Here is a 16,800-nt window from a genome sequence, read left to right as displayed (position 1 = left end):
AATATAAAGAAAATATTATTATTTTCTATCATCGAAATTTTCTACGACGGCATCACTCAGGCTTCTGAAAAATATTTTTTAATAAAAATATTCCGCACCAGCATACTTTTCTTTATGAACTTGGAACCATAAATAATCGTTTAAAACCGCATTCAGTTTTGTAACCTTTCACATCTTTTTGTATTATTTGCATTAAATATATTTTAAAGAATCCCTCTTGTAAAAAATATTGGAAATATATCAAGAAGAAAGAAAATTGCTAAAGACTTCCCTTTAAAAGCAATCTTATTAAAAAAGACAAATTTGTATAGTCATCGAAATTTTTCAAACAACTATTCTTCTTTGTATTCACAATATAAAAATATTGTGATGAATTACACTATTATCAATAATAATAAATATAGTACCTCAATTGAGACCTTTTGATGTTGAGTAAAATTATTCTAAAGCCATATAAGCTTTTACAAAAACAGAAAAATTTACCTATTTTTTATCAAAAAAGCCAGTATTTTCAATCATTTTATTCAATTTTAAATTGGCTAATCTCAGTTATTTTTTACTGTTAACGATTAACATAATCTACTCTATAAGCCATATAGAAAAGCTCTAACTATTATATAGACAGTTTATTTTATTTGGATTTTACATTTGTAATGTGCCTTTTTTTAAATAAAGCACCTCTTATCATATTGATGTGAATTTCCTACTCATTGTACTCTTCATTTAAATCCAAAAATACAACATAATGATTTATGAAAAAATAAACGTGCTAAAATTTATCTACGCACTCTATCGTTGTAAAGAATAAAGCGCTGCACTGAGCCCTTTAAATGGCACAGTAAAAGAAAATATCTTTCCCTCTTTCACCTTATAAGAAATACGTACTTTTTTATTTTGCTCTATTTGTTTACTAAAAACCGGACCTACCGGTGATTGTGCCAAACAGACCGCTTCATTACATTGTGTATAACGAATGAGGACAGGCTTTTTAACACCTTCCACAAACATTTGAATAGGAACATTTATATCAGCATTTGGTAATGTTCGAAAGAGCATTACTGCTTGGCCACTTTTCGTAGAAACAAGAGACCAACTAAAAATAGTATTATCTTCCTGATCATGGACGGCCTGTGTCACATTACATATGCCTTGCTTAAGTGATATCTTTTCATCACAAATCAAAGTCCAATTATCAAATTGCGTAATGACTCGACGTGTCTCGCCAGGAGCCCCACTAGGAACAGATAAGTGCGGTGGATGCACCGTATAAACACTATTATTTTCGTCTGCGAAACTTTCACTCTTACTTAATAAGACAAGAGTGAACAGAACCTTTGCTAAAATATTTTTCTTTTTTATAATTATATTCGCTTTCTTCGTTTTCATCTCAGCCTCAAAGTAATCCCTGCTCCTATACCCCAATGGCCTCCAGCACTCGTGACAGATAAATTGGAACGAATATTTCCATCTTCAGATGTATAACCAGCACCGAGAGCAAAAGCGGATTGACTGCGCCATAAACCACTACCAAATGAAACACTCAGAGATCCAGGTATATCATAGTACCGTAAATTAGACACTGCCAAACCAATAGCTGCTGCTTGTCTTGCTTCTTTCCGAACATCTTCAATGGCATAATTCAACGTTTCAAACTTCATATCTGTATAGGATTTCGCCTCGTTAACGCCATTGTTGACAAGACCGTTCACTTGATCATCCGTATACTTTTTCGCATCTTCAAGCACAATCTTCATCTGCTGATCAGTATAATCATGTAACTGACCACCATTAACTGCTTGCTTAGAGCCTTCTTCAATTTTGCCATCTTTAACATTAGCAATCAAAACAGGTTCACTTTCATTCCCACCTGCTAACGTAATGCTATTGGTCTTTTTGCCATCCGCATCTTTGTCATAGTTAACAGCTCCATCCGTCACTGCTGTCGTGATATCTTTTACCTGCTGATCAATCGTATCTACCTTGGTCTCAACCTCTTTTACCTTCTCATTAACAGTCCAGAGCTGGCCACCGTTCACAACTTCTTGCGAACCTTCTTCTATCTTACCACCAGCTACATTCGTAATCTTACTCGATGCCCCTTTATGACTAGCGTCATACGATCCTTTGTCTTCATTCCAATTCAAACTATTCGTATCTCTATTATCAGAAACCTCTTTAATACGCTCGTTGATACTCGACATACTATCACTGACGCCATCAAAAGCGCTCGCTACATCATGATAGCTCTTCTTCTCTGATGAACTTCCATCAGAATTGAATTGCGCAACATTGAAAGTAGGTGCTGTCCACTCACCAGCCTTATAGCCAGCTCCACCACCAAAATAGGCAGAAAGCTGATTGCTCATCAAATAAAGCTGGTTGCCCGTCATCGCTTCCGTCGAACCTTCTGAGATATCACCATCTAAAAGGGACTTCAGTTTGCTCTTGCTTCTTGCATCTTCCTTACCATGAAGCGCTACAAAGGCACTCTCTTCATCACTCCACAACAACGCATTCTGCTCAATATTGTCTGATATCTCATTATGAAGCTTCGTGAATGAACTGCTTACACCAGCAAAGGCAGCCGCTACACTCTCATACTCCTGCTCTGCAGGACTTCCATCATCATTGAATGTCGTAACCTTGAATGTAGGAGCTGTCCATGCACCATTCTCATATTTAGCATTACCACCAAAATACTTCGCTAGCGTAGTATTCAAAGAATAAAGCTGGGAACCATTCACCGCTTCTGTCGATCCTTCTGAAAGGTTGCCTGCCTTCACACCAGAGATACTACGGGCATCACCTTTACTGTTTGCAACTGTGATTGCTGTGCCCTCTTTCTCTCCACCAATCTGAATAACCTTTGTTTCTGCATCTTGCTTAACAAGGCTATCGCCTACTACTTTGTCAATCTCCTTGTTAATCTCATTGTGAATGTTCGTGAAAGAAGTACCAACTCCAGCAAAGGCTTCCGCTACAGTACTATAGTCCTTATCTTCAACTTTAGTACCATCATCATTGACGGTCTTAACCTTGAATGTAGGAGCTGTCCATGCACCATTCTCATATTTAGCATTACCACCAAAATACTTCGCTAGCGTAGTATTCAAAGAATAAAGCTGGGAACCATTCACCGCTTCTGTCGATCCTTCTGAAAGGTTGCCTGCCTTCACACCAGAGATACTACGGGCATCACCTTTACTGTTTGCAACTGTGATTGCTGTGCCCTCTTTCTCTCCACCAATCTGAATAACCTTTGTTTCTGCATCTTGCTTAACAAGGCTATCGCCTACTACTTTGTCAATCTCCTTGTTAATCTCATTGTGAATGTTCGTGAAAGAAGTACCAACTCCAGCAAAGGCTTCCGCTACAGTACTATAGTCCTTATCTTCAACTTTAGTACCATCATCATTGACGGTCTTAACCTTGAATGTAGGAGCTGTCCATGCACCATTCTCATATTTAGCATTACCACCAAAATACTTCGCTAGCGTAGTATTCAAAGAATAAAGCTGGGAACCATTCACCGCTTCTGTCGATCCTTCTGAAAGGTTGCCTGCCTTCACACCAGAGATACTACGGGCATCACCTTTACTGTTTGCAACTGTGATTGCTGTGCCCTCTTTCTCTCCACCAATCTGAATAACCTTTGTTTCTGCATCTTGCTTAACAAGGCTATCGCCTACTACTTTGTCAATCTCCTTGTTAATCTCATTGTGAATGTTCGTGAAAGAAGTACCAACTCCAGCAAAGGCTTCCGCTACAGTACTATAGTCCTTATCTTCAACTTTAGTACCATCATCATTGACGGTCTTAACCTTGAATGTAGGAGCTGTCCATGCACCATTCTCATATTTAGCATTACCACCAAAATACTTCGCTAGCGTAGTATTCAAAGAATAAAGCTGGGAACCATTCACCGCTTCTGTCGATCCTTCTGAAAGGTTGCCTGCCTTCACACCAGAGATACTACGGGCATCACCTTTACTGTTTGCAACTGTGATTGCTGTGCCCTCTTTCTCTCCACCAATCTGAATAACCTTTGTTTCTGCATCTTGCTTAACAAGGCTATCGCCTACTACTTTGTCAATCTCCTTGTTAATCTCATTGTGAATGTTCGTGAAAGAAGTACCAACTCCAGCAAAGGCTTCCGCTACAGTACTATAGTCCTTATCTTCAACTTTAGTACCATCATCATTGACGGTCTTAACCTTGAATGTAGGAGCTGTCCATGCACCATTCTCATATTTAGCATTACCACCAAAATACTTCGCTAGCGTAGTATTCAAAGAATAAAGCTGGGAACCATTCACCGCTTCTGTTGAGCTTTCAGAAACCTCTCCATTTGCAAGAAACTTAATCTTACTATTCGTTTTTGCTGTTTCATCTTTTCCATGCTGCGCTACAAATGCTTTTTCAGTATCACTCCACAACAAAGAATCTTGTGCTACACCTTCAGAGACTTCCTTAATACGCTGATTCACATTCTTGATATTCGTATCAAGCCCTGCAAAAGCTGTGCCAACATCTTTAAATTCGCTTTCTGCTACTTCACCCTCTGTAGAAACTTTGGACAATTTATAGGTTGGACCAGTAAAAGCGCCATCGCTAAATGCTGTATCGCCACCCAAAAATTTGGCTACATTCTGAGTTATTGTCTCAATCTGCCCACCATTGATCACATCATGAGAATCCTTGACAATCTTACCAGCGGCAACATTATGCAAAGCAACAGTGCCTGTTTTGGGATCACCAAAAGTCACACTATTTTTATTAACTTTAGGTGCTGATCTGGTAAGTGTACTGACCTCTTCTGAAGCTTCTTCCTCATCATAAAGAACTGCCACAGAACGCACTTCTTCAATGTCATCAGAAAGTTTTGTCACATTCTCATCAAGCTGTCCCTTGTTAACTGCTTCGTCGTTCTTTTCTGCATCCTTCACACCAGAAAGTGTCCGCGCCGTATTTTTATTATCGGCAAGAGTAATCACACCACCCTCTTTTTCGCCACCAATCTTGATTATTTTCTGCTCTTCATTCCACTTAACAAGACTATTACTTACCACGTTAGTAATATCGTTTTTAACATTCGTGAAAGATGTACCAACACCAGCAAAAGCTTCTGCAACAGTATTATACTTCTTCTCTTCTTCAGTACCATCATCCTTAACAGTCTTAATCGTGAAAGTAGGAGCAATCCATTTGCCTTCTTTATCATATCCAGCGCCACCGCCAAAATAACTACCAACCATTTCACTCATAGAATAAATCTGAGAGCCATTAACAGCGTCCGTTGAATCTGCTGTAATCTTGCCAGCCGCAAGCGATGTGATCTTGCTGTTTCCTTGTGTCACTACAACTTTGCCGTCGTCTCCTTCTTCCCTCTTTTCATGCTGCGCGACAAACGCCCCCTGATCCTTGTTCCACAACAAAGCATCACCTTGAACTTCTTGCGTAATGTTCGTTACTTTTTCAGTGAATTCATTGACAACATTCGTCAAATGCGTATTCACATTCTTGAAATTCGTATCAAGACCAGCAAAAGCTGAACCAACATCGTTGTATGAATTTTCTGTTGCCGTACCATCTTCAGCAATATTTGAGATCTTATAAGTCGGAGCGCTTAAAGCACCATCTTTAAATGCCGCATTACCACCTAAAAACTTGGCAACTTCCTGAGAGATTATATTAATCTGACCACCTGTGATTGCATCACGGGAATCCTTGGCAATCTTACCATCAGCAATATTATGGAGACCTACAGCTGTCTTATCTTTACCACCAAAGGTGACATTCGCATAATCAACTTTACCATCCTTTTGTTTATCGTAATGAACAACTGCTGATTCATCAGACTGAAGACTGTTGGAAAGATCCGTTAAACCTTTCTCAAGCTGTCCTTTGTTAACGGCTTCATTATCCTTGGTCGCTGCCTGCACACCAGAAAGTATTCTATCCCCTTTGTCCTTATTGGCGATATTAATTTCTCCGCCTTCTGATTTAGCACCAATAGTGAGGAGATGCGTTGTTTTATCTTGCTGAACAAAGCTTTCGCTTTCCACTTTGTTAACCACATTGTTAACCTGCTCAGTCAATTTATTCTGAACATTCGTGATAGAACTACCGACTCCACTCAAAGCAGATGCTACATCAGAATAAACCTTATCTTCAGAAACACCATCATCCTTAACCGATTTAACCGTGAATGTAGGAGCGGTCCATTTACCTTCTGCATATCCAGCCCCACCGCCTAAAGACTTAGCAACCTCGCTGCCAAGCGAATAAAGCTGACTACCATTAACAGCGTCCGTTGAATCTGCTGTAATCTTGCCAGCCTGAAGAGACGTTATCTTGCTGTTTTCTTGTGTCACTACAACTGTGCCGTCGGCTTGCTCTTCCTTCTTTTCATGCTGCGCGACAAAGGCATGGGCTGTATCACTCCATAACAAGGAATCATGCGCAACTCCTTCTGAGACTTCCTTAATGCGTGCATTCACATTCTTGATATTTGTATCAAGACCAGCAAAAGCGGTTCCAACACCTTGGAACGAACTCTCTGTCACAACTCCATCTGTGGCAATGTGCGATAATTTATAGGTTGGCTGTGTAAGAGCTCCATTTGTAAATGCAGCATCTCCACCTAAGAACTTGGCAACATCCTCACCGATTGTGTTAACCTGACCACCCGTGATTGCATCATGTGAACCCTTGGCAATCTTACCATCAGCAACATTATGGAGACCTACAGCTGTCTTATCTTTAGCTTTTCCTAAAGTGACATTCGCATAATCAACTTTACCATCCTTTTGTTTATCGTAATGAACAACTGCTGATTCATCAGACTGAAGACTGTTGGAAAGATCCTTTAAACCTTTCTCAAGCTGGCCTTTGTTAACGGCATCATTGTTATCTTTCGCATCATCTACGCCAGAAATAACCCGTTTCACACCGCTTTTGTTCGCAACATTGATTACAGTGCCATCTGTTTCCTTACCAATGGTAATAGGATCAGCATCTTTATCCTGCTTAACAAGGCTATCCCCTACAACTTTGTTAATCTCCTTGTTAACTTCATTATGAATGTTCGTAATAGAACTGCTAACACCTGCAAAAGCAGCGGCAACATCATCATACTTCTCTTCAGTAGCTTTACCTTCCGCATCAAATTTACTAACTACAAAACTTGGAGCGGTCCATGTGCCATTCGCATATCCAGCCCCACCGCCTAAAGACTTAGCAACCTCGCTGCCAAGCGAATAAAGCTGACTACCATTAACAGCGTCCGTTGAATCTGCTGTAATCTTGCCAGCCTGAAGGGACGTTATCTTGCTGTTTTCTTGTGTTACTACAACTTTGCCCTCGTTGTCTTTTTCCTTCTTTTCATGCTGCGCTACAAAGGCATTAGCAGTTTTACTCCAGTTCAATGAATCACTTTTTGCATCCGCAATCTCTTTGGTAACCTCTTTTTTAATATTCGTAATAGAATTATTCACATTTGAGAAAGAGGTACCAACTCCAGCAAAAGCTGTTGCTACATCATGATAGTCTTTATCTTCTGTTTTCCCATCTTCTTTCACGCTCTTAACCGTGAATGTAGGAGCACTCCACTTTCCTTCTGCATAGCTAGCGTTACCACCCAAAGATTTTGCAACCCCTGTACCCAATTTATGAAGCTGGTTACCCGTCACGGCATCCGTTGAGCTATCATTAATTGCTCCATCTAAAAGTGACGTAAGCTTGCTGTTAGCTTTCGCATCTCCTTCTCCATGCTGCGCTACAAAGGCATGGACTTTATCATTCCACAACAAAGCATCACCTTTAACTTCTTTCGAAATATCATCGATCTTTTGGGTAAACTTATTTTCTACATTCGTTAGATGCGTATTCACATTCTTGACACTCGTATCAAGACCAGCAAAAGCTGAACCAACATCGTTGTAGGGCTTTTCTGTTGCCGTACCATCTTCAGCAACATTTGAGATCTTATAAGTCGGAGCTGTCAAAGCTCCATCTGCAAATGTTGCACTACCACCAAAATATGTCGCAGCCTTGTCGCCCAATGAATGAAGCTGATCACCATTTACGGCATCATGTGAATCCTTGGCAATCTTACCAGCGGCAACATTATGCAATCCAACCTGACCCTTGCTCGGATCTCCAAAAGTCACACTGTTTTGTTTTGCTTTAGGTGTTGATCTGGTAAGTGTACCGACCTCTTCCGTTGTATCTTCTTCCGTATCGTAGAAAACGGCTACTGAACGCACGTCATTAATTTCATTCGTAAGTGCATCCACATTTCTATCAAGTTGGGCTTTATTAACCGCTTCGTCGTCCTTTTCTGCATCCTTCACGCCAGAGAGAGTTCGAGCCTTACTATCCTTATCGGCAACAGTGATTGTCGTACCATCTTTTTCGCCACCAATCTTGATCAGTTTCTTCTCTTCATTCCACTTAACAAGACTATCACTTCTCATAGTGTTAATCTCATTATGAACACTCTCGAAAGAATTACCAACACTAGAAAAAGCATCCGCTACATTCTGATAAGTCTCATCAGTAATATGACCATCAGAACCGATTTGTTTGACCTTGAAAGTAGGAGCTATCCATTTGCCTTCATTATTATATCCAGCGCCACCACCAAAATAACTACCAACCATTTCACTCATAGAATAAATCTGAGAGCCATTAACGGCATCTGTGGAATCTTTCGTAATATCTCCTGCAGCAAGAAACGTAATCTTGCTGTTTTCTTGTGTCACTACAACTTTGTCGTCTTTTTCTTCCTTCTTTTCATGCTGCGCGACAAAGGCATGGGCTGTATCACTCCATAACAAGGAATCATGCGCAACTCCTTCTGAGACTTCCTTAATGCGTGCATTCACATTCTTGATATTTGTATCAAGACCAGCAAAAGCGGTTCCAACACCTTGGAACGAACTCTCTGTCACAACTCCATCTGTGGCAATGTGCGATAATTTATAGGTTGGCTGTGTAAGAGCTCCATTTGTAAATGCAGCATCTCCACCTAAGAACTTGGCAACATCCTCACCGATTGTGTTAACCTGACCACCCGTGATTGCATCATGTGAACCCTTGGCAATCTTACCATCAGCAACATTATGGAGACCTACAGCTGTCTTATCTTTACCGCCCAAAGTCACACTACTATAATTAGTTTTACCATCTGAACCTTTATCATAATGAACAACAGCTGATTCATCAGACTGAAGACTGTTCGAAAGATCTTTCAAGCCTTTCTCAAGCTGTCCTTTGTTAACGGCTTCATTATCCTTGGTCGCTGCCTGCACACCAGAAAGTGTCCGATCCGTACCTGCCTTATTGGCAATATTGATTTCACTGCCTTCTACTTCTTTACCAATAGTGATAAGATTTGTAGTTGCATCTTTCTTAACAAGGCTATCGCCTTTCACATTGGCAATTTCATTGTTAATTTGTTTGGTAATCTCGTTTTTAACATTCGTGATAGAACTACCAACTCCAGCAAAAGCAGATGCTACATCAGAATAATCCCCTTCTCCAGAGGTGCCATCTTCCTTGATTGTTTTAACCTTGAATGTAGGAGCGGTCCATTTACCATCCTTATAGACAGCACCACCCCCTAAAAACGTAGCAACCCCAGTGCCCAAGGTATGAAGCTGTGAGCCATTAACGGCGTCTGTTGAAGTTTCACTGATAGCTCCTGCTGCAAGAGACGTTATCTTGCTGTTTTCTTGTGTCACTACAACTGTGTTGTCTTCTTTTTCTTCCTTCTTTTCATGCTGCGCGACAAAGGCATGGGCTGTATCACTCCATAACAAGGCATCGCCTTTAAATTTTTGCGTAATATTCGTTACTTTATCAGTAAAATTTTTGACCTCATTCGTTAGATGCGTATTCACATTCTTGACACTCGCATCAAGACCAGCAAAAGCTGAACCAACATCGTTATATGAACTAGTCGTTACTGTACCATTGTCAGTAATATTAGAGATCTTATAAGTCGGAGCTGTCAAAGAACCTTCTTTAAATGCCGAACCACCACCAAGATAGGTCGCAACCTTATCATTTGTCTCAAAAAGCTGTGAGCCATTTATGGCATCATGTGAATCCTTAGCAATCTTACCAGTTCCAACATTATGTAATCCAACAGGGCCTGTTTTGGGATCACCAAAAGTCACATTGCTTTGTTTCGCTTTAGGTGCTGTTCTGGTAAGTGTACTGACCTCTTCTGTATCTTCTTCCTCATCATAAAAAACTGCTACAGAGCGCACTTCTTCAATTTCATTCGTAAGTGCATCTATATTTTTATCAAGCTGGGCTTTATTAACCGCTTCGTTGCCCTTTTCTGCATCCTTCACGCCAGAAAGTATTCTATCCTTACTATCCTTATCGGCAACAGTGATTGTCGTACCATCTTTTTCGCCACCAATCTTGATCAGTTTCTTCTCTTCATTCCACTTAACAAGACTATCACTTCTCATAGTGTTAATCTCATTATGAACACTCTCGAAAGAATTACCAACACTAGAAAAAGCATCCGCTACATTCTGATAAGTCTCATCAGTAATATGACCATCAGAACCGATTTGTTTGACCTTGAAAGTAGGAGCTATCCATTTGCCTTCATTATTATATCCAGCGCCACCACCAAAATAACTACCAACCATTTCACTCATAGAATAAATCTGAGAGCCATTAACGGCATCTGTGGAATCTTTCGTAATATCTCCTGCAGCAAGAAACGTAATCTTGCTGTTTTCTTGTGTCACTACAACTTTGTCGTCTTTTTCTTCCTTCTTTTCATGCTGCGCGACAAAGGCATGGGCTGTATCACTCCATAACAAGGAATCATGCGCAACTCCTTCTGAGACTTCCTTAATGCGTGCATTCACATTCTTGATATTTGTATCAAGACCAGCAAAAGCGGTTCCAACACCTTGGAACGAACTCTCTGTCACAACTCCATCTGTGGCAATGTGCGATAATTTATAGGTTGGCTGTGTAAGAGCTCCATTTGTAAATGCAGCATCTCCACCTAAGAACTTGGCAACATCCTCACCGATTGTGTTAACCTGACCACCCGTGATTGCATCATGTGAACCCTTGGCAATCTTACCATCAGCAACATTATGGAGACCTACAGCTGTCTTATCTTTACCGCCCAAAGTCACACTACTATAATTAGTTTTACCATCTGAACCTTTATCATAATGAACAACAGCTGATTCATCAGACTGAAGACTGTTCGAAAGATCTTTCAAGCCTTTCTCAAGCTGTCCTTTGTTAACGGCTTCATTATCCTTGGTCGCTGCCTGCACACCAGAAAGTGTCCGATCCGTACCTGCCTTATTGGCAATATTGATTTCACTGCCTTCTACTTCTTTACCAATAGTGATAAGATTTGTAGTTGCATCTTTCTTAACAAGGCTATCGCCTTTCACATTGGCAATTTCATTGTTAATTTGTTTGGTAATCTCGTTTTTAACATTCGTGATAGAACTACCAACTCCAGCAAAAGCAGATGCTACATCAGAATAATCCCCTTCTCCAGAGGTGCCATCTTCCTTGATTGTTTTAACCTTGAATGTAGGAGCGGTCCATTTACCATCCTTATAGACAGCACCACCCCCTAAAAACGTAGCAACCCCAGTGCCCAAGGTATGAAGCTGTGAGCCATTAACGGCGTCTGTTGAAGTTTCACTGATAGCTCCTGCTGCAAGAGACGTTATCTTGCTGTTTTCTTGTGTCACTACAACTGTGTTGTCTTCTTTTTCTTCCTTCTTTTCATGCTGCGCGACAAAGGCATGGGCTGTATCACTCCATAACAAGGCATCGCCTTTAAATTTTTGCGTAATATTCGTTACTTTATCAGTAAAATTTTTGACCTCATTCGTTAGATGCGTATTCACATTCTTGACACTCGCATCAAGACCAGCAAAAGCTGAACCAACATCGTTATATGAACTAGTCGTTACTGTACCATTGTCAGTAATATTAGAGATCTTATAAGTCGGAGCTGTCAAAGAACCTTCTTTAAATGCCGAACCACCACCAAGATAGGTCGCAACCTTATCATTTGTCTCAAAAAGCTGTGAGCCATTTATGGCATCATGTGAATCCTTAGCAATCTTACCAGTTCCAACATTATGTAATCCAACAGGGCCTGTTTTGGGATCACCAAAAGTCACATTGCTTTGTTTCGCTTTAGGTGCTGTTCTGGTAAGTGTACTGACCTCTTCTGTATCTTCTTCCTCATCATAAAAAACTGCTACAGAGCGCACTTCTTCAATTTCATTCGTAAGTGCATCTATATTTTTATCAAGCTGGGCTTTATTAACCGCTTCGTTGCCCTTTTCTGCATCCTTCACGCCAGAAAGTATTCTATCCTTACTATCCTTATCGGCAACAGTGATTGTCGTACCATCTTTTTCGCCACCAATCTTGATCAGTTTCTTCTCTTCATTCCACTTAACAAGACTATCACTTCTCATAGTGTTAATCTCATTATGAACACTCTCGAAAGAATTACCAACACTAGAAAAAGCATCCGCTACATTCTGATAAGTCTCATCAGTAATATGACCATCAGAACCGATTTGTTTGACCTTGAAAGTAGGAGCTATCCATTTGCCTTCTTTATTATATCCAGCGCCACCACCAAAATAACTACCAACCATTTCACTCATAGAATAAATCTGAGAGCCATTAACGGCATCTGTGGAATCTTTCGTAATATCTCCTGCAGCAAGAAACGTAATCTTGCTGTTTTCTTGTGTCACTACAACTTTGTCGTCTTTTTCTTCCTTCTTTTCATGCTGCGCTACAAAGGCATGGGATTTATCATTCCATAACAAAGCATCGCCTTGGACTGCTTGCGTAATATTCGTTACTTTTTCAGTAAAATTTTTGATCTCATTCGTTAGATGCGTATTCACATTCTTGACACTCGCATCAAGACCAGCAAAAGCTGAACCAACATCGTTGTATGACTTTTCTGTTGCCTTACCATCTTCAGCAACATTTGAGATCTTATAAGTCGGAGCTGTAAAAGCACCATCTGCAAATGTTGCGCTACCGCCAAAATAGGTAGCAACGTTATTGCCTAGTGAATGAAACTGTGAGCCATTAATGGCATCTGTGGAATCTGCTGTAATCTTGCCAGCCGCAAGAAACGTTATCTTGCTGTTTTCTTGTGTCACTACAACTTTGCCGTCTTTTTCTTCCTTCTTTTCATGCTGCGCTACAAAGGCATGGGCTGTATCACTCCATAACAAGGAATCATGCGCAACTCCTTCTGAGACTTCCTTAATGCGTGCATTCACATTCTTGATATTTGTATCAAGACCAGCAAAAGCGGTTCCAACACCTTGGAACGAACTCTCTGTCACACCTCCATCTGTGGCAATGTGCGATAATTTATAGGTTGGCTGTGTAAGAGCTCCATTTGTAAATGCAGCATCTCCACCTAAAAACTTGGCAACATCCTCACCGATTGTGTTAACCTGACCACCCGTGATTGCATCATGTGAACCCTTGGCAATCTTACCATCAGCAACATTATGGAGACCTACAGCTGTCTTATCTTTACCGCCCAAAGTCACACTACTATAATTAGTTTTACCATCTGAACCTTTATCATAATGAACAACAGCTGATTCATCAGACTGAAGACTGTTCGAAAGATCTTTCAAGCCTTTATCAAGCTGTCCTTTGTTAACGGCTTCATTATCCTTGGTCGCTGCCTGCACACCAGAAAGTGTCCGATCCGTACCTGCCTTATTGGCAATATTGATTTCACTGCCTTCTGATTTAGCTCCAATAGTGAGACGATGCGTTGTTTTATCTTGCTGAACAAAACTTTCGCCTTCCACCTTGTTAACCACATTGTTAACCTGCTCAGTCAATTTATTCTGAACATTCGTGATAGAACTACCAACTCCACTCAAAGCAGATGCTACATCAGAATAAACCTTATCTTCAGAAACACCATCATCCTTAACAGTCTTAACCGTGAATGTAGGAGCGGTCCATGTGCCACCATCATACTTGGCGCCACCGCCAAAATACGAGGCAACCTCGTTGCCCAATGTATGAAGCTGTGAGCCATTAACGGCATCATGAGAATCCTTGGTAATCTTACCAATTCCAACATTATGCAATGCAACAGTGCCTGTTTTGGGATCACCAAAAGTCACACTGCTTTGTTTCGCTTTAGGTGCTGTTCTGGTAAGTGTACTGACCTCTTCTGTTGTATCTTCTTCTACATCGTAGAAAACTGCTATAGAACGCACGTCTTCAATATTTTTAGAAAGAGTGGTTACATTTTCATCAAGCTGACCTTTGTTAACAGCATCAGTATCATCAGTACCTTTTGCCAATCCTGTTATCTTTTTACTGCCAGCACCAATACCAGCCGTCGTTATTTGCGGACCACCCGTAATGACTAAGCCGGTGGCATCGAAGGTATTTGTGCCTGCCTTTAAGCTCGTTAATGTAACATCTGGAGCCAGATCAAATTGTACCTTATTGTCTTTATCGCCTTTTGTAAGATTAAGATTTGTACTTCCAGTTACCAAATCCAATGGGTTAGTTGAATTAACATCTGTCGTATTTTTACCATTAACAGAGAGCCCCCAACTTGGGTTTATAGAATCTTGTAGAGCTTTTAGCTGTGCAACATTTACCGCATCAGAGTCGTTCGTGCCAGCGGCAACACCTACAATCTGTCTGGTTTTTCCTTGCTTAGCATCACCAATACTGAGTGCACCAAGACTGGATAGCCATGTATTGTCTTTTTTATCTGAATTCGCTCTAGTACTAGGATCATAACCCCCAAAACCAGGTCCAACATTCGCTACAGAACCGCTTCCCAAAGCAATACCATCTTTAACTGATGCTTTTGCTCCACTACCAAAAGCAAGCGCAGATTCGCCGGTAGCTGCTGCGCTAGCGCCAAGAGCAACTCCACCAATACCAGATACAGATGCATTTGCACCTAAGGCAATTCCATTTAACGAACCTTTTGGATCATTTGTGGAACCACCATCCTTTACAGATGCGCCATAACCAAAAGCAAGCGCACCGCTGGAGCGTTTACTAACGCTGGACTTGCTACCAAGAGCGACTGAATTTTCTGCATCAGCTATAGCATCTGCAAAATCTTTGCCAGTAGTGTTAATTTTTAAACCTTTTATAACCCCTGCTGCTTGTCCTGCTTGTGCTGCTTTTAGCTGTGCAAAAGTCACTGCATCAGTATCATCAGTACCTTCTGCCAATCCTGTTATCTTTTTATTACCAGCATTAATACCAGCTACTGTTATTAGCGGACCATCTGCAATCAATAAGCCTGCTACGTTTAGGGTACTTGGGCCTACCTTTAAGCTCGTTAATGTAACATCTTTAGCCAAATCAAATTTTAGCTTATTATCCTTATCACCTTTTGTAATCTGAAGATTTGTACTTCCAGCAGAAAAATCTACTCCACTATCCATAAGAACAGTTGTAGCATTTTTATCTCCAACAGAGAGTTTCCAACCGTTTTTTCTTACAAGTGTTTCTAAGTCCTTTAATTGCGCAACATTCACCGCGTCGGTATCTAGAAGACCAGCTGCTACGTTTATAATTTGTCTGGTTATACCGTTCTTAAAATCACCAACACTCACTGCGCCCCGCGTACCTTTCCATTCCACTGCGGCGCTTGGTGAATGAGCATGCAGCAAAGGACTATAACCATCAGTCTTAAGATCCCTATCGGCTTTAGAATCTTTTCCCAGAGCAACGCCTTCTGGGGACAGAGCTAAGGAATTGGCACCTATAGCGATAGCTCCATCTGTCCGTGCTTCCGAATAAAATCCAAAAGAAATGCTCTCCTTACCAACTCCCTTTGCACGATGACCAATAGCAGTTGCACCATACCCCTCAGCATGAGAAACAGCACCCACAGCCGTTGTAAAATCACCACGCGCCATTGTATGATCGTCCGGATCTTTCTCTGCATGATATTCGGAACCTATTGAGACACTGCTTATCCCCATAGCATGAGACATGTAACCTATAGCAAGAGCATCACCCTTGCTGGATGCCAGAGCGTTATAGCCGATAGCAATACCTCTCTCTGACTTTACAGATGCACCATCACCTAGAATAACAGTGTTACTCGCTCGTGTATTTCGTTGCATTCCCGTATTTCCACCCCGCAAAAGGTCAGAAACATTAACAAGCGTTGCATTCTCATCATTTTCTGCAAACGGTTGGTCTGCAGAGCTATCAACCACAAAGGACTGTGGACTAATGAGAGGCTTTTTATCTTGCACCCCTGCATTTAACGTTTTTTTCGATAGGTTATTACTGTTTGCTGTCAAAACATTGATTATAGAGCCCTCATCACTCGGACTCGGACCTAGAAGAGTTTTGGTTAAAAAATTTGCATAGTCATCAGCAGCATTTACCTTGGGTGTCAAAGCAACATTCAGTGCTGTTAAATAATTGTCTTTTGAGACAGAAGAAGCATTCAAACCAGCAACAGAGATGATGTTTTCTGGATAAGAGACACCAGCACTGTTAACACCCTCAAGAAATGTGTTTCTAAAATCAGAATTTGCTGAAAAAACAGGTGTAACATTCGATAAAAATGTAGCCGCTGTAGCCAACGAAAGAACTTTAACAAAAGAAAAACGAGAACGTTTTAATTCACTCGCTGCTTGTGGGGCATATAATTTTTTCATAACAAACTCTCCAATGAAAAAATTTAAAAACACCTCCAAAACATAAAAAAGACACATTTTAGCATTATTG

2 protein-coding genes are annotated in these 16,800 nt (G+C 40.7%); both read right to left on the bottom strand.

Annotated elements, in window-relative coordinates:
• Positions 1-789 precede the first annotated feature (789 nt).
• Complete coding sequence (locus tag ACKC4Y_RS00205) at positions 790-1,386, bottom strand: invasion associated locus B family protein (RefSeq protein WP_409361446.1); 597 nt, start codon at positions 1,384-1,386, stop codon at positions 790-792.
• Positions 1,383-16,730 (bottom strand): Vomp family autotransporter, encoded by a 15,348-nt coding sequence (locus ACKC4Y_RS00200; RefSeq protein ID WP_409361445.1) that lies wholly within the window; start codon positions 16,728-16,730, stop codon positions 1,383-1,385. Before ACKC4Y_RS00200 ends, ACKC4Y_RS00205 begins: the two co-directional genes overlap by 4 nt.
• Positions 16,731-16,800 lie beyond the last annotated feature (70 nt).

Source organism: Bartonella heixiaziensis (assembly GCF_046245125.2).
Classification (GTDB): domain Bacteria; phylum Pseudomonadota; class Alphaproteobacteria; order Rhizobiales; family Rhizobiaceae; genus Bartonella; species Bartonella heixiaziensis.
The sequence above is the reverse complement of the archived record's forward strand: the minus strand, read 5'-3'. Positions and strand labels throughout refer to the sequence as shown.

Coding starts and splice junctions, on each gene's coding strand:
- ACKC4Y_RS00205 (WP_409361446.1), bottom strand. CDS start 1,386: ATGAAAACGAAGAAAGCGAATATAATTATAAAAAAGAAAAATATTTTA.
- ACKC4Y_RS00200 (WP_409361445.1), bottom strand. CDS start 16,730: ATGAAAAAATTATATGCCCCACAAGCAGCGAGTGAATTAAAACGTTCT.